This window comes from Reyranella sp. CPCC 100927 (assembly GCF_007859315.1).
Lineage (GTDB): Bacteria > Pseudomonadota > Alphaproteobacteria > Reyranellales > Reyranellaceae > Vineibacter.
The window spans coordinates 1,020,408-1,041,048 of sequence record NZ_VOHA01000001.1 but is presented as its reverse complement, the minus strand read 5'-3'; the positions used below and the strand labels follow the sequence as shown (position 1 = coordinate 1,041,048).

The window sequence follows — 20,641 nt, the reverse complement described above, 5'->3', positions numbered from 1 at the left end:
CGGGCCGAAGGCCCAGGCTCCCGGGCCATTGGACGCTAACGCAGCCCCAGACCAATGGTTCCCGCCCTATCGCCACCGCCGGGCCCAGCGCTCGGCCCAGTCGTGCAGCGGCAGCATCAGCCGCAGCAGGGACTGGCCATCGGCGGTGAGGCAATAGCCGGCGTCGGTCAATTCCACGAGGCCGGCAGTGCGCAGATCCGCCAGCCGGGCATTGAGCACCGAAGGGCTGACGTCATCGCACGCCGCGCGCAGGGCGCGGAAGCTCAGCGCCTCGCCGCGCAGTTCCCAGATGATGCGCTGCACCCACCGTCGGCCCAGCAGGTCGAGCAGCGCCATGATCGGTCGGCCGGTGGTCGAGCCGCGGACCGGCCGGCCGGGCACGGGCGTGGCGACGCGTTTGGTCGAACGGGCGGCGGACATGGCCGCAGATTATGTCGCGTCACCCCCTTGCGCTACGGAAAACGTATCGCTACGTTTTCCGTAGCAAACAGCAAGGAGACCGCCATGGCCGATCCGCGCATCGCGCCGCTCGAACCACCCTATCCGGCCGAGGCACAGGCCGCGTTCGACCGCATCATGCCGCCCGACATGACGCCGCTGGTGCTGTTCCGCACGCTGGCCACCTGTCCGCGCATCTGGGAGAAGTTCCGCGCCGGCTCCCTGCTCGACAAGGGGCCGGTGCCCTTACGGCTGCGCGAGATCGTGATCGACCGCGTCTGCGCCCGCTGCGGCAACGCATACGAATGGGGCGTGCACGTCGCGATCTTCGCCGAACGTGTCGAGCTCACCGCCGAGCAGCAGCGGGCCACGGTGCGGGACGGCGCCGATGCCGCGTGCTGGGCCGAAGACGAGCGCGCCGCCATCCGCCTGGCCGACGAACTGCACGACACGGCGGCGATCTCGGACGGCCTGTGGACGACGCTGCGCGTGCATTTCAGCGACGCGCAGATCCTCGAGTTGATCGCGCTCTGCGGCTTCTATCGCACGGTGTCATATTTCTGCACCGGCCTGCGCCTGCCGCAGGAGCCGTGGGCGGCGCGGTTTCCGGATTGACGTCTTCACCTCTCCCGCGAGCGGGAGAGGTCGACGCGCGCGCAAGCGCGCGGTCAGGTGTATCGGCCTTCGGCCGATACACCGAGGTGAGGGATTAAGGACGAGGCACCTCGTCCTTGGGCCCTCACCTTCCCATCGCGCTACGCACGATGGGCCCCTTCCTCTCCCGCGAGCGGGAGAGGAGATCAAAGATGGATCGGCTTGTCCCAGGCGGCGAGCGCGGCTTCCTTCATGGCCTCGCTGACCGTGGGGTGTGCGTGGCAGACGCGGCCGATATCCTCGGCCGAGGCGCTGTATTCCATCGCCAGCACCGCCTCGGCGATCATGGTACCGGCCTCGGCGCCGAAGATATGCACGCCCAGCACGGTGTCGGTGGTCTTGTCCGACAGCACCTTCACGAACCCATCGGTGCGGTTGTTGGCGCGGCTGCGCGGATCGGCGGTGAAGGGATACTTGCCGACCTTGTAGGCGACGCCGGCGGCCTTGAGCTGTTCCTCGGTCTTGCCCACCCAGGCAACCTCGGGCTGGGTGTAGACCACGGACGGCACCTTGTCCCAATCGACATGGCCCTTCTGGCCGGCGATGGTCTCGACGCAGGCAACGCCGTCCTCGCTCGCCTTGTGCGCCAGCATCGGACCATCGATCACGTCGCCGATGGCGTAGATGCCGGGCACGCTGGTCTGGAAATGGCCATCGACGGCGATGCGGCCGCGATCGGTGAGTTTCACGCCGACCTTGTCGAGACCCAGGCCCTCGACATAAGGCCGCCGGCCGATGCAGACCAGCACCACGTCGACGGTCAGCTGCTCGGCGGCACCACCCTGCGCCGGCTCGTGCGTCACGACGATGCCGTCCTTGCCCGGCACAACGCCGGTCACCTTGCGCCCGAGCTTGAACTTCAGGCCCTGCTTCTCCAGCGCGCGCTGGAAGTGCTTGGTGATCTCGTTGTCGACGCCGGGTGCGATGCGGTCGAGGAACTCGACCACCGTCACCTCGCTGCCCAGGCGGCGCCAGACCGAACCGAGCTCCAGCCCGATGATGCCGGCGCCGATCACGACCAGGCGCTTGGGTACGGCCTGCAGTTCCAGCGCGCCGGTCGACGACACGACGGTCTTTTCATCGATCGTCACGCCGGGCAGCGGCGCCACCTCGGAGCCTGATGCGATCAGGATGTGCTTGGCCTCCAGCGTCTGCGTCACCGCACCATCGTCGCCCAACACGGCGACCTTGCCCGGCGCCTCGATACGGGCGGTGCCGGTGAAGGACGCCACCTTGTTCTTCTTGAACAGGAAGGCCACGCCCTTGGTGGTGGCGCCCACCACCTCATCCTTGCGCTTCAGCATCTGCGCCAGGTCGAGCTTCACGTCGCCGACGATGATGCCGTGCGTCTTCAGGTCGTGCGTCGTCTCCTCGAGCACGTGCGAGGACTGCAGCAGCGCCTTGGACGGGATGCAGCCGACATTGAGGCAGGTGCCGCCCAGGGTGGCACGCTTCTCGACGCAGGCCACTTTCAGGCCCAGCTGCGCGGCGCGGATCGCCGACACGTACCCGCCGGGGCCGGCACCGATGACGACGAGATCGTAGGTTTCGCTGGCCATGGCTTGGTCCTTGGATCATCCCTTCTCCCCGCGCATGCGGGGAGAAGGTGGCGCGCAGCGCCGGATGAGGGGCTTGGCGGTCGTCTTGAGGGTCCCGGTCGTGGCCGTCACGTTTGCATCGGCATCGCGAAGCCCCTCATCCGCCTCAGGTACTTCGACGCAAAGCGTCGAAGTACCGTAACGGGCACCTTCTCCCCGCCTTCGAGGGGAGAAGGACATCACACCTCCAGCAGCAGGCGCTCGGGATCCTCGATGCACTCCTTGACGCGCACCAGGAAGGTGACCGCCTCGCGACCGTCGATGATGCGGTGATCGTAGGTGAGCGCCAGGTACATCATCGGCCGCACCTTGATCTCGCCGCCCACCACCATCGGGCGCTGCTGGATCTTGTGCATGCCCAGCACGCCCGACTGCGGCGGGTTGAGGATGGGCGTCGACATCAGCGAGCCGTAGACGCCGCCGTTGGAGATGGTGAAGGTGCCGCCGCTCAGCTCGGCGATGCTGAGCTTGCCGTCGCGCGCCTTCTTGCCGAGTTCGGCGATGCCCTTCTCGACGCCGGCGAAACCCAGCGCATCGGCGTCGCGCAGCACCGGCACCACCAGCCCGGCAGGCGTGCCCACCGCGACACCGATGTCGTAGTAGTTCTTGTAGATGACGTCGTCGCCGTCGATCTCGGCGTTGACGGCCGGGATCTCCTTCAGACCGGCCACGCAGGCCTTCACGAAGAACGACATGAAGCCCAGCCGGGCGCCGTGCTTCTTCTCGAAATCGTCCTTCAGGCGGTCGCGCAGCGCCATCACCGCCGTCATGTCCACCTCGTTGAAGGTGGTCAGCATGGCGGCGTTGTTCTGGGCGTCCTTGAGCCGGGTCGCGATGGTCTTGCGCAGGCGCGACATGCGCACCCGCTCCTCGCGCTCGGCCCGCGGACGCGGTCCCGACGGCGCGGCCGGTTTGGCGGCGGCCGGTGCCGGCGCAGACGCACCCGAGGCCAGGAAGGTCACGACATCGGCCTTGGTGACACGGCCGTCCTTGCCGGTCGCCGGAACCGCGGCTGGATCGAGATTGTTGTCGGCGACCAGTTTGCGCGCCGCCGGGCCCGAGGCCGCCAGGTTGGCCGGTGCCGCCGGTGCGGGCGCTGCCGCCGGCGGCGGCGATGCAGGCTTGGTGTCGGCCGCCGGCGCGGCGGGCTTGGCGGCCGGCGCGGCGGCCCCCGCGCCAGCCTCGATCAGGCAGAGCGTGGCGCCGACCGGGACCGTGGTTCCTTCCGGCGCCAGGATCTTGCCCAGCACGCCGGCCGAGGCGGCGTTCACCTCGACCGTCACCTTGTCGGTTTCCAGCGCGCAGAGCGCCTCGTCGACGGCGACCGCCTCGCCTTCCTTCTTGTACCACTGCGCCACGGTCGCTTCGGTTACCGACTCGCCCAGCGTGGGAACCTTGATCTCGATCGCCATGATGATCCTCTAGATATCGTCCTGCGTGCAGCGACGGACCTGCGGTGCGCCAATCAAATGCGACGGTACGTTTGCGACAAAAGAGTTTCACCACAGAGACACAGAGAGCACGGAGGAACACAGAGGAGAGAAGAGACCGCGCGCCGCTGGCGCGCTGACATGTTTCTCTGTGTCACTCTGCGTCCTCTGTGTCTCTGTGGTGACGTTTTTCGCTATGCACGGGACGATGGTTGCTCACTCGACCGTCAGTGCGCGGTCGACGAGTTCGGCTTGTTCCTTGGTGTGGTTCTTCAAGAGGCCGGTGGCCGGCGACGCCGACTCCTTGCGACCGATATAGACCGGGCGCTTGGCCTTGATGTCGAGGTCGGTCAGCACCCGCTCGATGCGGCGATCGATGAAGTGCCAGGCCCCCATGTTCTCGGACTCCTCCTGGCACCACACCACCTCGGCGTTGCGATAGCGGCGCAGTTCCTTGGCGGTGGCGGTGAAGGGGAACGGATAGAGCTGCTCGACGCGCAGGATCGCGACGTTGTCGATCTTGCGGTTGCGGCGCTCGGCCACGAGATCGTAGTAGACCTTGCCCGAGCACAGCAGCACGCGGCGGATCTTGGCGTCGGCGGCGATCTTGTCAGTCTCGGGCAGCACGCGGTGGAAGCTGCTGGTGCCCGCCATGTCCTCCAGCCGCGAGATGCAGTCCTTGTGCCGCAGCAGCGACTTGGGCGTCATGATCACGAGCGGCTTGCGGAAGCTGCGGCGCACCTGGCGGCGCAGCGCGTGGAAGTAGTTGGCCGGCGTCGTGATGTTGCAGACCTGCCAGTTGTCCTCGCCCGACAGCTGCAGATAGCGCTCCAGGCGGGCCGACGAGTGCTCGGGCCCCTGGCCTTCGTAGCCGTGCGGTAGCAGCAGCACGAGGCCCGAGAAGCGGAACCACTTGCTCTCGCCCGGGCTGATGAACTGGTCGATGATGACCTGGGCGCCGTTGGCGAAGTCGCCGAACTGCGCCTCCCACAGCACCAGCGCGTTGGGCTCGGCCAGGGTGTAGCCGTACTCGAAGCCCAGCACGCCGGCCTCGCTCAGCGGGCTGTCGATGACCTCGTAGTGCGCCTGCTCGGCGGGCCGGATGTTGTTGAGCGGCACGTAGCGGTTGTCGTTGACCTGGTCGACCAGTACCGAATGGCGCTGCGAGAAGGTGCCGCGGCCGGAATCCTGGCCCGACAGCCGCACCGGCGTGCCCTCGACCAGCAGGGTGCCGAAGGCGAGCGCTTCGGCGGTGGCCCAGTCGATGCCCTCACCGTTCTCGATCATCTTCCGCTTGTCTTCGAGCTGGCGCAGGATCTTGCGGTTGGTGTCGTGATTTTCCGGCCGCTTGGAGATCGCCAGCCCGACTTCGCGCAGCAGGCCGATGTCGGCCGCGCTCTCGCCCTTGCGGTCCTCCTCGCCGGGCGCGATGGTCATGCCCGACCACTTGCCCTCCAGCCAATCGGCCTTGTTGGGCTTGAAGGAGGCGGCGGCGGTGAACGAGTCGTCGAGCTTCTTGCGGAAGTCGGCGACCATGCCGTCGACCTCGGCCTGGGAGACGACACCCTCCTCGACCAGGCGCTTGGCGTAGACTTCCTGCACCGAGGCATGCTGGCCGATCGCCTTGTACATCGAAGGCTGCGTGAACATCGGTTCGTCGCCCTCGTTGTGGCCGTGGCGACGGTAGCAGAACATGTCGATGACGATGTCGCGCTTGAAGCGATGGCGGAACTCGACCGCGATGCGGGCGGAATGCACCACGGCCTCGGGATCATCGCCGTTCACGTGCAGGATCGGCGCCTGCACGATCTTGGCCACCTCGGTGCAATACGGCCCCGAACGGGCGTAGGTCGGCGACGTGGTGAAACCGATCTGATTGTTGACCACGAAATGCACCGTGCCGCCGGTGCGGTAGCCCTTCAGGTCGCTGAGATCGAGGCCCTCGGCGACCAGGCCCTGGCCGGCGAACGCGGCGTCGCCGTGCATCAGGAGGCCCATCACCGAGGCGCGTTCCTTGTCGTGACGCTGGTCCTGCTTGGCACGCACCTTGCCCAGCACCACGGGGTTCACGGCCTCGAGGTGCGAAGGGTTGGCGGTCAGCGACAGGTGCACGACATTGCCGTCGAACTCGCGGTCCGACGAGGCGCCGAGGTGGTACTTCACGTCACCCGAGCCGCGCAGCTCCTCGGGGTAAGAGGCCTTGCCCTGGAACTCGGAGAACAGCGCCGTGTAGTTCTTGCCCAGGAAGTTCACCAGCGTGTTCAGCCGGCCGCGATGGGGCATGCCGATCACGACCTCTTTCACGCCCAAGGTGCTGCCGCGCTTGACGATCTGCTCCAGCGCCGGGATCAGCGATTCGCCGCCGTCCAGCCCGAAGCGCTTGGTGCCGACGAACTTCACATGCAGGTACTTCTCGAGGTGTTCGGCCTCGATGATGCGCTGCAGGATCGTGCGGCGTCCCAGCTCGGTGAACTCGGTCTGGTTCTCGATGTTCTCGATGCGCTCCTGGATCCAGGCCTTCTGGTCGGGATCGCCGATATGCATGAACTCGACGCCGATCGGCCCGCAATAGGTCTTCTGCAGGCGCGACATGACCTGGCGCAAGGTCGCCTGATCGCCCAGGCCGAGCACGCCGTTGATGTAGATCGGCCGGTCCCAGTCGTTGTCGCCGAAGCCGTAGGTCTTGGGATCGAGCTCGGGATGGTAGGGCTTGGGCGTCAGGCCCAGCGGGTCGAGGTTGGCCTGCAGGTGGCCGCGGATGCGGAAGGCGCGGATCAGCATCAGGGCCCGCACCGAATCGAGCGCCGCCGCCCGCACCTGGTCCTGCGAGATCACCGGCTCGGCCGCGGCGTGGCCGTTGGCCGTCAGATTGACGTTGGCGGCCAGCGGCCGCATGTCGGCGTCGGCGACGCCGATCACCTTGGTTTCCTTGGGCGCCCAGCTGGCGCCAGCCGCTTCGCGCAGCAGGGCCGGCTGCTCGGCGGCCAGCTCGTCGAACAAGGTGCGCCAGCTTTCATCGACCGAATTGGGATCCCGGGCGTAGCGCCCGAACAGCTCTTCGATGAAAGCCGCGTTGGCGCCGTACAGGAAGGAAGTCCGTTCGGCCTGTTGCATGACGACCTCTCGTCTGGAATCCCGGGAGCGCGGGCGTCCCGCCCGCCTCATGAAGCGGGCGGGACGCCCGCGCTCCCAGGTCTACTTGCCCATCGCCTCGAGCATGCCGGTGCCCAGCGCGGCCGGAGAATCGACGACGTGGATTCCGGCGGCCCGCATGGCATCGACCTTGAACGCGGCGGTGTCATTACCACCCGAAATAACGGCACCAGCATGGCCCATGCGGCGGCCCGGCGGCGCGGTGCGGCCGGCGATGAAGCCGACCACCGGCTTCTTCGTGCGGCTGGCCTTGAGGAACTCGGCGCCCTTGACCTCGGCATCGCCGCCGATCTCGCCGATCATGACGATGCCCTCGGTCTCCGGATCGCGCACGAACATGTCGAGGCAATCGACGAAGCTGGTGCCGTTCACCGGATCACCGCCAATGCCGATGCAGGTGGTCTGGCCCAGGCCGGCGGCCGTGGTCTGCGACACCGCCTCGTAGGTGAGCGTGCCCGAGCGCGACACGATGCCGATCTTGCCGCGCTTGTGGATGTGGCCCGGCATGATGCCGATCTTGCATTCGCCGGGCGTGATCACGCCCGGGCAGTTGGGGCCGATCAGGCGCGTGCCCGAACCGGCCAGCGCGCGCTTCACGGCCACCATGTCGAGGATCGGGATGCCCTCGGTAATGGTCACCACCAGCGCCACGCCGGCGTCGATCGCCTCCAGGATGGCGTCAGCCGCGAAGGCCGGCGGCACGTAGATCACCGAAGCATTGGCACCGGTCGCCTCGACGGCTTCCTTGACGGTGTCGAACACCGGCAGGTCGAGGTGCTTGGTGCCGCCTTTGCCCGGCGTCACGCCGCCCACCATCTTGGTGCCGTAGGCGATCGCCTGCTCGGAGTGGAACGTGCCCTGCGAGCCGGTGAAGCCCTGGCAGATGACTTTGGTGTTCTTGTCGACCAGGACGGCCATTACTTCGCCTCCCGCACGGCCTTGACCACGGTCTCGGCGGCCTCGCCGAGATTGTCCGCCGACAGGATCGGCAGGCCGGACTCGCGCATGATCTTCTTGCCCAGTTCGACGTTGGTGCCTTCCAGCCGCACCACCAGCGGCACGTGCAGGCTGACCTCGCGCGCCGCCGCCACGACGCCCTCGGCGATCACGTCGCAGCGCATGATGCCGCCGAAGATGTTGACCAGGATGCCCTCGACGTTGGGATCCGACAGGATGATCTTGAACGCCGTGGTGACCCGCTCGCGCGTGGCGCCGCCGCCGACATCGAGGAAGTTGGCCGGCTCGCCGCCATAGAGCTTGATGATGTCCATGGTGGCCATCGCCAAGCCGGCGCCGTTCACCATGCAGCCGATGTTGCCGTCGAGCTTGACGTAGTTGAGGTCGTGCTTGGTGGCCTCGAGCTCGGCCGGGTCCTCTTCGCTCTCGTCGCGCAGCTCGGCGAATTCCTTGTGGCGGTAGAGCGCGTTGTCGTCGAGGTTCACCTTGGCGTCGAGCGCCATGACATCGCCGCCGCCGGTGACGATCAGCGGGTTGACCTCGACCAGCGAGCAGTCGAGCTCGACGAACGCCTTGTAAAGGGCGCCGATCAGCTTCACCGCCGTGTTGATCTGCTTGCCTTCCAGGCCCAGCGCGAAGGCGACCTGGCGGCCGTGGAACTGCTGGTAGCCGGCGATCGGGTCGATGGCGACCTTGACGATCTTCTCGGGCTGCTCGTGCGCCACCTTCTCGATGTCCATGCCGCCCTCGGTCGAGGCGACGATGGTGACGCGACTGGTGGCGCGGTCCATCAGCAGCGACAGGTAGAGCTCGCGCTTGATGTCGCAGCCTTCCTCGATGAAGACCCGCTTCACTTCCTTGCCGGCCGGGCCGGTCTGCTTGGTGACCAGGACCTGGCCCAGCATGGCCGCCGCCTGCGCGCCGACATCGTCGACCGACTTCACGACGCGCACGCCGCCCTTGCCGTCGGGATCGTTCTTGAAGCGGCCCTTGCCGCGGCCGCCGGCATGGATCTGCGATTTCACCACGTAGACCGGACCGGGCAGCTTGCGGGCCGCCTCGACCGCCTCCGCCGCCGTGTACGCGACAAATCCCTTGGGGATCGCCACGCCGAATTTCGCGAGCAATGCCTTGCCCTGGTATTCGTGGATATTCATGGAAACCTGGTCGGCGGGTTGAACGGAAACGTCATGTTGAGCCGTCACTCGGCAGAAGGAAAACGCCTAAGTCTCTTGTGACAACCCACCCCAGACGCTGTTGAGCGTAGCACTATACCCTTACGGCGCAATGTCAACCAGAACCCCTGCCATCGCGATCGCCAACGAAAAACCCCTGCCCATCAACGATGTAGCAGGGGTCTGACGAAAGCCTTGGCGGGATGGCGGGCGGCTCAGCCGGCGGCCACGATCTTCTTGGTGGCGTCGACCAGGCCGCGCACGGCGGCCACCGACTTGTCGAACATCGCCTTTTCCTCGGCGTTCATCGACACCTCGACGATCTTCTCGACGCCGCCGGCACCAATGATCACGGGTACGCCAATATAGAGGCCCTTGATGCCGTATTCGCCGTTCAGCAGGGCGGCGCAGGGCAGCAGGCGCTTCTTGTCCTTCAGGTAGCTCTCGGCCATGGCGATCGCCGAGGCGGCCGGCGCATAGAAGGCCGAGCCGGTCTTCAGCAGGGCGACGATCTCGCCGCCGCCGTCGCGGGTGCGCTGCACGATCTTGTCCAGGCGCTCCTGCGTGGTCCAGCCCATCTTCACCAGGTCGGGCAGCGGGATGCCGGCCACCGTCGAGTAGCGCACCAGCGGCACCATGGTGTCGCCGTGGCCGCCCAGCACGAAGGCGGTGACGTCCTCGACCGAGACCTTGAACTCCTCGGCCAGGAAGTAGCGGAAGCGCGCCGAATCGAGCACGCCGGCCATGCCCACGACGCGGGCCGCCGGGAAGCCGGTGACTTCCTGCATCAGGCCGACCATGGCGTCGAGCGGGTTGGTGATGACGATGACCAGGGCGTTGGGGGCGTTTTCCTTGATGCCCTTGCCGACGGCGCCGATGACCTTGGCGTTGATGCCGATCAGGTCGTCGCGGCTCATGCCGGGCTTGCGCGGCACGCCGGCGGTGACGATGACCACGTCGGCGTCCTTGATGTCGGCGTAGTTCGAGGTGCCGCTGTAGCCGGCATCGAACTTCGCCACCGGCGACAGTTGCGCGATGTCGAGCGCCTTGCCCTTGGCGACGCCCTCGAAGTCGGGAATGTCGAGCAGGACGACATCGCCCAATTCCTTCTGGCCGGCGAGCAACGCAAGCGTGCCGCCGATCTGGCCGGCGCCAATCAGCGCGATCTTCCTGCGGGCCATATCGATCTCCTTCGGTCTGCTGAGGCGGCGCTAGTAGCGCGATTCCCCCACACCGGCAAGCACAGCGCCGATGCGGAAAAAATGGCCAGAATTCCCTTCCCCGCAACGCGGGAAGGTGCCCGAAGGGCAGATGGGGACCCGACGTGGTCTCTATTACCAAGATCGCCACGGATCCCCTCCGCCCTTCGGGCACCGCCCCACTGCGTGGGGAGGATCAAACGGGAAACGCTTTCAGATGGGCCAACAGCATGTCGTTCACCTTGTCGACGAGCTGATCGGTGATGAAGTGACCGATGCCGGGCAGCACCTCGAAGCGGAACGGCGCGGTCACGAATGCAGCGGTACCCTCGGCCGCCATGCGGCCCACCGTCGCATCGGCGTCGCCCCAGAGATAGAGCGTCGGCACCGTGATCTTGCCCAGCGACGCCCGCAGCTCGGCCTGGGCGCGATACCACGCCAGCGCCGCCTCCAGCGCCGCCGGCGTGCCCAGCACCGCGAGATAGTCGGCTGCCGCCTCGGGCGGTACACCGGCCTCGGCCAGGCTGTGGCGCAGCCGGCGCGCATCGTCGGCCAGCAGCAGGCCCGCGGTTTCGGCGCTGAGGAAGGCGCGGTGGTGGCGCGAGCGGTGCTTCTGGTCACCGTCGGACGCCTGCAGGGCCTGCACGAAGGCCGACGGGTGCGGCCGCGACAGGATGGTGAGCGAGGCCAGCCGGTCGGGGTGGCGGTCGGCGACGCCCCAGGCCACCTGGCCGCCCCAGTCATGACCCACGAGGTGGAACCGGCCCGCGGCCTGCCCGCAGGCCGCCGCCAGTGCGATCACGTCACTGATCAGTTTGTCGTAATGATAGTTCGTCAGATCGGTCGGGTCCGGCCGCGCACCCGGCGAGTAGCCGCGCTGGTCGGGCGCCACGGCACGATAGCCGGCCGCCGCCAGCGCCGGCAGCTGGTGCCGCCACGTATGTCGCGATTGCGGGAAGCCATGCAGCAGCACGACCAGGGGACCGTCCGCCGGTCCGTCGATCCAGGTGTCGAAGACGAGACCGCCGGCCGTGGCGATACGCTGCAATTCGGGCATGCCCTTCTCCGCGTGCTGATCGGGACCGTATCCTGAAAGGACACATGGCTGAAACGATGTTGCTTTTAGGCTGATGCCGAGGGGGAGGCATCATCGCATGGCTGTCAACGCAACGCGGCGCATCGCTGCCGCGCTGGTATTGCCGGGGTTTGTATCCGGCGCCCTGGCCCAGGCACCGGCGGATCCGGCACCGCCGCCACCGCCCTCGATCGCGCCATCGCTGGGGACCCTTGGCGACCCCGGCGGCGTGCGCGCGACGCTGCGCGAGAAGGGCATCACCTATGGCCTGAGCTACACCGGCGAGGTGTTCGGCACCGTGCGCGGCGGCCTCAAGCGCGGCACGGTCTACGAGGGCAAGCTCGAACTGCAGGTCGACATCGATCTTGCGACGCTGGCGGGCCTGTCCGGTCTGGCGTTCCACGCCAATGCCGTCCAGCTGCACGGCCGCGGCCCGACGCGGCGGCTGGTCGGCAACCTGATGACGACGAGCAGCATCGAGGCGCTGCCGGCGACCCGGCTGGTCGAGCTGTGGCTGGAGCAGACGCTGTTCGACGGCATGCTCGCCGTGCGCGCCGGCCAACTGGCGGCGGACAGCGAGTTCATGGTCAGCGACACCGCGTCGCTGTTCATCAACGGCACGTTCGGCTGGCCGACCACCACCAGCGCCAACCTGCCGGGCGGCGGCATCTCCTATCCCTGGGCCACGCCCGGCGTGCGCGTGAAGCTGGTGCCGGCGCCCGGCGTCACGGTGCTGGCGGCCGTCTTCAACGGCGATCCGTCCGGCGGCGGCAGCGGCGAGCCGCTGCGCCACAACCAGCACGGCATCCGCTTTCCGCTGCACAACGCACCGTTCTTCATCGGCGAGGCGTCGTGGGCCTACAACCAGGACAAACAAGGATTGCCGGGCACCATCAAGGCCGGCGGCTGGTACCACGCCGGCCGCTTCGATGACCGGCGGTTCGCCATCGACGGCCTGGCGCTCAACGATCCCGCCGGCTCAGGCATCGCGCGCCGGCATCGCGGCAACGGGGGCTTCTACGCCATCGTCGACCAGACGCTGTGGCGCACACCCGACAGCGGGCGCGGCATCGCGGCCTTCGCGCGCGTCTCGACCAGCCCGGGCGATCGCAACGAGGTCTCGTTCTATGCCGACGGCGGCGTCAGCTTCAAAGGCGTGCTGGCGGCGCGCCCGGACGATATCGCCGGCATCGCCTTCGGCTACAGCCGTCTCTCGCGCGGCGCCCGCGCCCACGACCGCGATGACCGTGCCCTCGCCCCCTCGGCCCCGATCCGATCCGGCGAACTCCTGGTCGAGGCGACCTACCTGGCGCAGATCGTGCCGGGATGGAGCGTGCAACCCGATGTCCAGTACATCCGGCGGCCGGGCGGCGGCACCGCCCATCCGACCCACGCGCCGCGCCGCATCAAGGATGCCGTGGTGATCGGCCTGCGCACGACGATTCAGTATTGAATGACTTCCCTGGGAGCGCGGGCGTCTCGCCCGCATCAAGGCGAAAGTGTTGCTTTTGCCTGACATGAGCGGGCGGGACGCCCGCGCTCCCAGGGAATAACGCTCAAGCCTTGCCGGTGGCCGGCACGCCGTTCTCGTTGAACCACGCCGTGGCGCGCTTCCAGGCGTCCTCGGCCTGCTCCTTGCGGTAGGACGGGCGATAGTCGGCGTTGAAGCCGTGCGGCGTGTCGGGATAGGTGTGGATGGTCGACTTGGTCGCCGCCGGCGTGCCGGCCGCCTTCAGCGCGGCGCGCATCTGATCGACGGTGTCATTGGGAATGCCGCTGTCGGCGCCGCCATAGAGGCCCAGCACCGGCGCCTTGAGATCCTTCGCGATATCGACCGGATGCTTGGGCAGCAGCTCGCTCGCCTGGCCGACGACGCGGCCGTACCACGCCACGCCGGCCTTCACGCCGGGGCTGTGCGCCGCATAGAGCCACGTGATGCGGCCGCCCCAGCAGAAGCCGGTGACGCCGAGCTTGGCGGTATCGGCCTTGCCCTCGGCCTTGGCGAACGCAACAGTCGAGTCGAGATCGCCCATCACCTGCGCGTCGGGCACCTTGCTGACGATGTCCTTCATCAGCGTCTGGATGTCGCTGACTTTGGTGGCATCGCCCTGGCGGAAATAGAGGTCGGGCGCGATGGCGTACCAGCCGGCCTTGGCGAAACGCCGGCACAGGTCGGCGATGTGCTGATGGACGCCGAAGATCTCCTGCACGACCAGGATGGTGCCGAAGCCCTGGCCGGCGGCGGGATGCGCGCGGTAGGCCGCCATCTCCTTGCCGTCCGATGTCTTGACCTTGACCTCGCCGGCCACCAGCCCGTCGGTCGGTGTCGTGATCATGGTCTGTGCCTGGACCGGCTGCACCGCCAGCGCGAAGCCCGCGCCGAGGCCGACCGCGGCCGGCGCGCCGATGAACAGGTCGCGCCGCGAGACGCCGGTATCTGCCGTTACGAACGAACGATCGCCATCCATGAACGCACCCCTCTTGTTCTCCCGGGTTGCCCGGGACTCCCATAGCGGACCGTAGGGTGCCAGACGCCGGTGCGTCATCACAATCCGGCGAGTGCCTGCAGTTGCGGTTTCCTGGCGGTGACGACACCCGCCCGGCGCCCAGGGCATGGTTGCCGAGCGCCGGCCGCGCTTGACGCTCGGCCGGGCCGCTGCCCAGGATCACAACTTGGCTGATGCAGGAGCCCCGTCATGAGCCCGGTTGCCGCCGTCAAGTCATCGCCGTCCGTGCGCGAACAGGTCAGCCGCGAGGAATGGGATACGCGCGTGAACCTCGCCGCGCTCTACCGCCTGGTGGCGCACTACAACTGGACCGACCTGATCTTCACTCACATCTCGGCGCGCGTGCCAGGATCGCACGATCATTTCCTGATCAATCCCTACGGCATGATGTTCCACGAGATCACTGCCTCGTCGCTGCTGAAGGTCGATCACGAGGGCACCATCCTGCTGCCCTCGCCCTATCCCTTCAACAAGGCCGGCTTCGTGATCCATGGCGCGGTGCACATGGGCCGCCCCGACGTCGAATGCGTCATCCACCTGCATACGCGCGACGGCGTTGCGGTCGCAGCGCAGCAGGACGGTCTGCTGCCGCTGTCGCAGCACGCCATGTTCTGCCTGCCCTACCTCAGCTACCACGACTATGAAGGCGTGGCGCTGGACTATGCCGAGCGCGAGCGGCTGGTCGCCGACCTCGGCGACAAGAAGCTGATGCTGCTGCGCAACCACGGCACCCTGGCGGCCGGCCATTCGATCGCCGATGCCTGGCTCAGCATCCACAACCTCGAGCGCGCCTGCTCGATCCAGATCGCCGCCATGGCCGGCGGCGCGGCACGGCTCAACCTGCCGAGCCAGGCGGCGATCGACACAGTGCGCACGCAGGTGACCCGCAACGCCGGCGTACAGACTGGCTTCGACATGAACACGCTGGCCTGGGATGCCATGCTGCGCATGATGGACGCCAAGGACCCGAGCTACCGGAACTAGAACGACCCCGGTGCGCGGGCAGGAGGCCCGCGCTCCGGGGTCACTCGGCGAGCAGCGCGTTCATGTGCTCGACGGCGTCGGCGAAGTCTTCCTTGAATTCCTGCACCACGGCGCCGGCCGACTTCACGCTGTCGACCAGGCCGACGCCTTGGCCCACGAAGTAGCTGACGAGCTCACGCGCCCGCGGGTTGCCGGCGGCCGCGGCTCGATCGATCGCGTCGAAGGCATCGCGGCTGACCAGGGTCTGCAGCGGCATCGGCAGAGCGCCCGGGCTGTCGGGCGAGCGGTCCCACGCCTCGGTCCAGGCCGAACGCAACTGTCGGGCCGGCTTGCCCGTGCGCCCGCGCGATCGCACGGTGTCGCGCGACGAGGCCTCGATCATCTTGTCGCGGAAGATTTCCGTGGTCTCGGCCTCCGCCGTCGCCAGCCACACCGAGCCGGTCCACACGCCGGCGGCGCCCATCGCCATGCACGCCGCCATCTGGCGTCCGGTCATGATGCCGCCGGCGGCCAGCACCGGCACATCGCGGATGCCCTTGATCGCCTTGAGCACCTCCGGCACCACGACCATGGTCGAGACCTCGCCGCAGTGGCCGCCAGCTTCCGTGCCCTGCACGACCAGGATATCGACGCCCGCCGTCACCTGACGCACCGCATGTTCCCGGGCGCCGACGAGCGCCGCGACGGGAACGCCGTGCTGCTTGCCCATGTCGATCATTTCCGTCGGCGGGACGCCCAGCGCATTGGCGATCAGGCGAATGGGATGACGGAACGCGGCCTCGAGCACGGCCAACGCCCGCTCCTTGTCGAAGGGCTGCGGCTGGTCCTGCGCCACATCGGCCGTGGTCAGCTTCACGCCGTGCTTTTCAAGCAGATCGCGGGTGAAGTCGCGATGGCGCTGGGACACGCGGCTTTCCAGGCTCTTCCAGGTGACGTTCTTCTCGCCCGCGGTCGCCATGTTTTCCGGAATCAGCACGTCGAGGCCATAGGGCTTGCCGTCGACATGGTCATCGATCCATTGCAGCTCCTGATGGATCGTCTCGGGCGAGTGACGGGCAGCGCCGAACACGCCGAAACCGCCGGCGCGGCTGACCGCGACAACCACATCGCGGCAGTGGCTGAAGGCCACCAGCGGGAAGTCGATACCCAGCATGTCGCAGATCGGGGACTTCATGGCGATGGCACTCCGAACAGGTTGAGATCATTCTTGGCGACGACATCGACCGCACATGCCCGCGGACCGGCGCAGCAGGGTGATGTTACAGTCGCCGCCTGTCCAAGACGAAAACGAATCGACCTATTCGAGATCGCTATAGGTCACAGCGAGAGAGGCGCTCCTTCGTTCATCTGCGTCCGGACCGCTGTCAGTCCTCGATGTGCTCCAGCCCGAGATACTCGGGGCTTTGCATTTCCATCAGGCGCGATACGACGCGCTGGAACTCGAAAGCGCCATCGCCCTCGACATAGAGCTTGTCGGGTGATGCTTCGGCCGAGCAGATCAGCTTCACCTTCTTCTCGTAGAACGCATCGATCAGCGTCGTGAACCGCCAGGCACGATCGCGGTTCTTGGGCGACAGCTTGGGCACGTTGCGCAGGATCACGGTGTGGAAATGCTCGGCGATGCAGAGGAAATCGGCCGCACCCAGCGGCTTGCCGCACCAGTCCTCGAAATCGGCCCACGCCACGCCGGGCGCCGCGCGCGGCACGATCACGTCGCGGCCCTGCGTGCGCAGCACGCGGCGGCTGCCCTTGGCGCCGTCGGTGAGATTGTCGAACGCCGCTTCCAGCTTGGCGTCGGCCCAGGCACCGGATGGCGTGATGTACATGTCGAGCTGGCGCAGCCGCTGCAGGCGGTAGTCGCGCCCGCCATCCAGCGACAGCACCTCCAGCTTGGCTTTGATCAGGTCGATGAAGGGCTGGAAGCGATCGCGCTGCAGGCCGCCCTTGTAGAGGTCGTCGGGCACACGGTTGGATGTCGCCACAACGGTGACACCCTCGGCGAACAGCGTGTCGAACAGACGCCACAGGATCATGGCGTCGGCGATGTTGGTCACCTGCATCTCATCGAAGCAGAGCAGCCGGGCTTCGGCCGCAATCGCGCGCGCGATCGGCGGAATGGTGTCGGACTCGCCGCCGCTGGCCGCCGTCTCCTGCCGGCGCTCGAACAGGCGCTGATGGACTTCCAGCATGAATTCGTGGAAGTGCACGCGCCGCTTCTTGGCGACCGGCGCGTCGGCGAAGAAGAGGTCCATCACCATCGACTTGCCGGTGCCGACCGGGCCCCAGATGTAGATGCCACCCGGCACCTGGACCGCGGGCTTGCGGCCCAGCCCGAGAAAGCTCAGCAAGCCGCCCGAGCGCGGCGTGGCGTTGGCCGCGCGCAGGGTGTCGTGCAGTACCTGCAGGCGCTCGGCCACGCGGCGCTGCGCGGTGTCGGCACGCACGACACCGGCCGCCAGGCGCACATCAAGATTGGCCAACGGCCCCTTGCCGGTCGGCGGTGGCATGGCGGGCGCGTCGGACGGCGCCGGGTCGTCTGGCGTCACAGCAACGTTCATGGCTGGCGGCATACCTAGCGATTCGCAGCGACAACGCAACAGCCAAACCGGAACTTCGGCCATTTCATATCGTTGCCGCTATTGGCTGAGACAGTACCGCCTGGTGGAGTTGTACGGCCGATCACGGAGACCATGATGCGCAGAAAAACGACATGCATGATTGCGACGGCGCTGTGCGTCGTGGCCACGGCGGCATCGGCACAACAACATCGCACGACGATCCAGTTGAACCTGATCAACGAGAAGGGCATGGCCGCCGCCATCGGCGCGGTCGTGTTCGAGGATACGCCCAAAGGGCTCGCCATCGAGCCCAACCTCAGCGGATTGCCGCCCGGCCAGCATGGCTTCCACGTGCACGAGAAGCCCAACTGCGCCGCTGCCGAAAAGGACGGCAAGATGGTGCCCGGCCTCGCCGCCGGCGACCACTATGATCCGACCGACAGCAAGGCCCATCGCGGGCCCGAACATGACGGTCATCGCGGCGACCTGCCGGCCCTGGTGGTGGAGAAGGACGGCGTCAGCACCGGCAAACTGTTGGCGCCCCACCTGAAGGTGGCCGACCTGCGCGGCCGATCGCTGGTGATCCACGCCGGCGGCGACAACTACGCCGACACGCCCAAGCCGTTGGGTGGCGGCGGCGATCGCATCGCCTGCGGCGTGTTCGACATCAAGATGGCGAACTAGTTTTCGGGACCGCGCGCGTGGACGCGCGCGGTCCCAGATTCACTGCGCAGCGATCCGCGCGGCGGGCGCGAACATCGTCTCCATCTCGCGCCGGATCTTGACGGCGGCGAGCGAGTCATCGAGCGCGACGTCGCCATAGGTCAGCGGCTGGCCGGCCTTGATCGCCCGCAGCAGCTTCACATTGTGCGCCAATCCCAGCGGCAAACCACCGGTCTGCAGCGACTTGCTGGCCGGGAACAGGTGGCCATAGACCGTGTAGCCGCCTTCGCCGTCGAGCACTTCACCCGCCGCCAGATCGCGCTTTGCCGTTGCGATCACGTCGGCGTTGAAGGCGATCGCGGTGCCGGTCGGCTCGCGCCGCAACGCGACGGCCGCTACCGAAACACCGACCTCCAGTCCGATCAGGTGCCAGCGCTTGTAGAGGCAGGCGTAGCGACCCGACGGATCGGTCTGCACCATGTATTCTTCGAGGCAGTTGCGGATGTAGTCGGTCTCCGCTTCGAAGCAGACCCAGACGCCCTTGCGGATCTCGTAGGGGATCGCGCGCCCGTCAGCCTCCAGCGCATTGATCACCTCGACCATGCCCTTGGCTTCGAGCTGGCCACCCTCGCTGCGCGGCCGCATGACATAGGGGATGTCATCGACGCTGGCCGAGGGATAGGCCAATCCCGCGGTCGGCACGGCAAGACCGGTGGCGTTGGCGACGGCGGCGCTTTCGATGGCGGGCTTGGTGCCATCGAGGAACGAGTTGAACATCTTGGGATTCAGGCCGCCGCGGCGCGCCTGTTCCTCGTTCAGGCCCCAATGCTTCCACACCGTGTCGGGCGTCGACTGCGCGAAGAACGGCCGCCACTTGTGGCCGCGGCCGGCGGCCACGACCGGAAAGCCGCACGTGCGCGCCCAGTCGACCAGATCGCAGATCAACGCCGGCTGATCGCCGAAGGCAAGGCTGTAGACCACGCCCGCTTCCTCGGCGCGGCGCGCCAGCAGCGGGCCGCAGAACGCATCGGCTTCGACCGTCACCATCACCACGTGCTTGCCGTGGCGGAACGCCTCGAGCGCATGATCGACCGCGGCCACGGGGTTGCCGGTGGCCTCGACGATCACATCGATCGCCGGATGCGAGACCAGGGCGCGCCAGTCGTCCGACAGATGCGTGTTGCCGCCCTTCAGCGCCGCATCCAGCGAGGATGCCGTCGTGCGCTCCTTGGCCCAGCCGACGCGATCGAGATTGGCGCGCGCACCCTGCGGCGAGAGATCGGCGATGCCGGCCAGATGCACGCCGGGCGTATTGGGGATCTGGGCCAGGTACATGGCGCCGAACTTGCCGGCGCCGATCAGCCCGACACGAACCGGTTTGCCGTCGGCCTCGCGCTTCAGCAGCATGCGGTGGAGATTCATCGTTCGGACCTTTCCTACTCGGCCGCCTGCCGTGGTGCGGCGGCAGCCTTGACGAGGCAGTCGTCGCTCCAGGCGTCGAGCGGCGTGAAGTCGCGGTGCGCGATATGGGCCGGCCGCTTGAAGCGGCGGATGGCGTTGCTGACCGCGTTGTAGGTGACATAGATGATCTGGCGGTCCCACGGCGACATGTTGGACGGGCTGCCGTGCACCAGCGTGCCGTGGAAGAAGATCGCCGATCCCGGCCCACCCTTGGGTGCCACGATGCCGCCCTGTGCCACCAGCTTGGCAATGGTGTCGTTGTCGATCACCCACAGCGGATAGGATGTCGTGGTGAGGTCGTGGCTGGCGTCGATGGCGCCCTTCTTGTGCGACTTGGGGATGAACCACAGCGGACCGTTGAACTCGTTCACCTCGTCGATGAACACCGCCAGGTTCATGGCCCGCGCCTCGGGCATGTCGTCATCGGCCTTCCAGGTGCCGTAGTCCTGATGCCACTGCCAGACATCGCCGTCGAATGCGGCTTTGCCGTTGATCTTGAACTGGTGGATGTAGGTGCGATCACCCAGCAGCTGCTCGGCCGGCTCGACGAAGGCCGGATGATGCACCAGCGCCTCGAACACCGGATGGTAGGTGTGCACGGCAAACGCCGTGCGTACCACGTCGCCGGTCTTCTCGCGCACGTTCTCCTCCCGGCGCTGGGTGAAGACGCCCGGCACCTCGTTCTTCAGGATCGCGGTCTCCTCGGCGGAGAAGTAGTTCGGGAAGAACAGGTAGCCGTCCTCGTCGAACTGCTTCAGCTGCTGTGCGGTGAGTTTCATGGCTTCCTCC

At 67.3% G+C, this 20,641-nt stretch carries 17 protein-coding genes; 4 read left to right on the top strand and 13 right to left on the bottom strand.

Going from position 1 to position 20,641, the window contains the following annotated elements; genetic code table 11:
• Positions 1-66: 66 nt before the first annotated feature.
• A complete protein-coding gene (locus tag FQU96_RS04725; RefSeq protein WP_146539657.1) occupies positions 67-420 on the bottom strand; it encodes a helix-turn-helix domain-containing protein in 354 nt (117 codons plus the stop codon).
• A gap of 84 nt (positions 421-504) precedes the next feature.
• Here FQU96_RS04725 and FQU96_RS04720 point away from each other — a divergent pair, with 84 nt between their 5' ends.
• Positions 505-1,053, top strand: a complete 549-nt coding sequence (locus tag FQU96_RS04720; RefSeq protein ID WP_146539656.1) for a carboxymuconolactone decarboxylase family protein — start codon at positions 505-507, stop codon at positions 1,051-1,053.
• Between the two features lie 185 nt (positions 1,054-1,238).
• On the opposite strand, the gene lpdA is transcribed toward FQU96_RS04720, so the two are convergent.
• The 7 genes from lpdA to FQU96_RS04685 form a co-directional block, all read right to left on the bottom strand.
• Positions 1,239-2,651, bottom strand: coding sequence for a dihydrolipoyl dehydrogenase (gene lpdA / locus FQU96_RS04715; RefSeq protein ID WP_146539655.1), 1,413 nt, complete (start codon positions 2,649-2,651; stop codon positions 1,239-1,241).
• Positions 2,652-2,869: 218 nt separating this feature from the next.
• Positions 2,870-4,102 (bottom strand): 2-oxoglutarate dehydrogenase complex dihydrolipoyllysine-residue succinyltransferase, encoded by a 1,233-nt coding sequence (gene odhB, locus FQU96_RS04710; RefSeq protein WP_146539654.1) that lies wholly within the window; start codon positions 4,100-4,102, stop codon positions 2,870-2,872.
• A 234-nt stretch (positions 4,103-4,336) separates the two neighbouring features.
• A complete protein-coding gene (locus FQU96_RS04705) occupies positions 4,337-7,234 on the bottom strand; it encodes a 2-oxoglutarate dehydrogenase E1 component (protein ID WP_146539653.1) in 2,898 nt (965 codons plus the stop codon).
• An 81-nt stretch (positions 7,235-7,315) separates the two neighbouring features.
• The gene (sucD, locus tag FQU96_RS04700) at positions 7,316-8,191 is read right to left on the bottom strand and encodes a succinate--CoA ligase subunit alpha (RefSeq protein WP_146539652.1); all 876 of its coding nucleotides are present in this window, start codon (positions 8,189-8,191) and stop codon (positions 7,316-7,318) included.
• On the bottom strand, positions 8,191-9,387 hold the full coding sequence (sucC, locus tag FQU96_RS04695) for an ADP-forming succinate--CoA ligase subunit beta (protein ID WP_146539651.1): 1,197 nt from the start codon (positions 9,385-9,387) through the stop codon (positions 8,191-8,193). Before sucC ends, sucD begins: the two co-directional genes overlap by 1 nt.
• A gap of 233 nt (positions 9,388-9,620) precedes the next feature.
• Positions 9,621-10,586, bottom strand: coding sequence for a malate dehydrogenase (gene mdh / locus FQU96_RS04690; protein WP_146539650.1), 966 nt, complete (start codon positions 10,584-10,586; stop codon positions 9,621-9,623).
• A 214-nt stretch (positions 10,587-10,800) separates the two neighbouring features.
• Complete coding sequence (locus tag FQU96_RS04685; RefSeq protein WP_146539649.1) at positions 10,801-11,661, bottom strand: alpha/beta fold hydrolase; 861 nt, start codon at positions 11,659-11,661, stop codon at positions 10,801-10,803.
• A 97-nt stretch (positions 11,662-11,758) separates the two neighbouring features.
• Between FQU96_RS04685 and FQU96_RS04680 the strand changes: the two genes are divergently transcribed.
• Positions 11,759-13,132: a carbohydrate porin gene (locus FQU96_RS04680; RefSeq protein ID WP_146539648.1), complete on the top strand. Its 1,374-nt coding sequence runs from the start codon at positions 11,759-11,761 to the stop codon at positions 13,130-13,132.
• Between the two features lie 103 nt (positions 13,133-13,235).
• Here the strand turns inward: FQU96_RS04680 and FQU96_RS04675 are convergent, their stop codons facing one another.
• Positions 13,236-14,147, bottom strand: coding sequence for a dienelactone hydrolase family protein (locus FQU96_RS04675; RefSeq protein WP_146539647.1), 912 nt, complete (start codon positions 14,145-14,147; stop codon positions 13,236-13,238).
• 228 nt (positions 14,148-14,375) lie between these two features.
• Between FQU96_RS04675 and FQU96_RS04670 the strand changes: the two genes are divergently transcribed.
• Complete coding sequence (locus FQU96_RS04670; protein WP_146539646.1) at positions 14,376-15,170, top strand: class II aldolase/adducin family protein; 795 nt, start codon at positions 14,376-14,378, stop codon at positions 15,168-15,170.
• Between the two features lie 40 nt (positions 15,171-15,210).
• On the opposite strand, the gene FQU96_RS04665 is transcribed toward FQU96_RS04670, so the two are convergent.
• Positions 15,211-16,344 carry a nitronate monooxygenase gene (locus FQU96_RS04665; protein WP_146539645.1) on the bottom strand — a complete coding sequence of 378 codons (1,134 nt, stop codon included), beginning with the start codon at positions 16,342-16,344 and terminating at the stop codon, positions 15,211-15,213.
• A 190-nt stretch (positions 16,345-16,534) separates the two neighbouring features.
• Positions 16,535-17,728 (bottom strand): cell division protein ZapE, encoded by a 1,194-nt coding sequence (gene zapE / locus FQU96_RS04660; RefSeq protein WP_255467845.1) that lies wholly within the window; start codon positions 17,726-17,728, stop codon positions 16,535-16,537.
• Positions 17,729-17,863: 135 nt separating this feature from the next.
• Between zapE and sodC the strand changes: the two genes are divergently transcribed.
• Positions 17,864-18,412 (top strand): superoxide dismutase family protein, encoded by a 549-nt coding sequence (sodC, locus tag FQU96_RS04655; RefSeq protein WP_146539644.1) that lies wholly within the window; start codon positions 17,864-17,866, stop codon positions 18,410-18,412.
• A gap of 39 nt (positions 18,413-18,451) precedes the next feature.
• Here sodC and FQU96_RS04650 read toward each other — a convergent pair whose 3' ends face one another.
• Positions 18,452-19,813, bottom strand: a complete 1,362-nt coding sequence (locus FQU96_RS04650; RefSeq protein WP_146539643.1) for an NAD(P)H-dependent oxidoreductase — start codon at positions 19,811-19,813, stop codon at positions 18,452-18,454.
• Positions 19,814-19,827: 14 nt separating this feature from the next.
• Positions 19,828-20,631, bottom strand: a complete 804-nt coding sequence (locus FQU96_RS04645; protein WP_146539642.1) for a phytanoyl-CoA dioxygenase family protein — start codon at positions 20,629-20,631, stop codon at positions 19,828-19,830.
• Positions 20,632-20,641 lie beyond the last annotated feature (10 nt).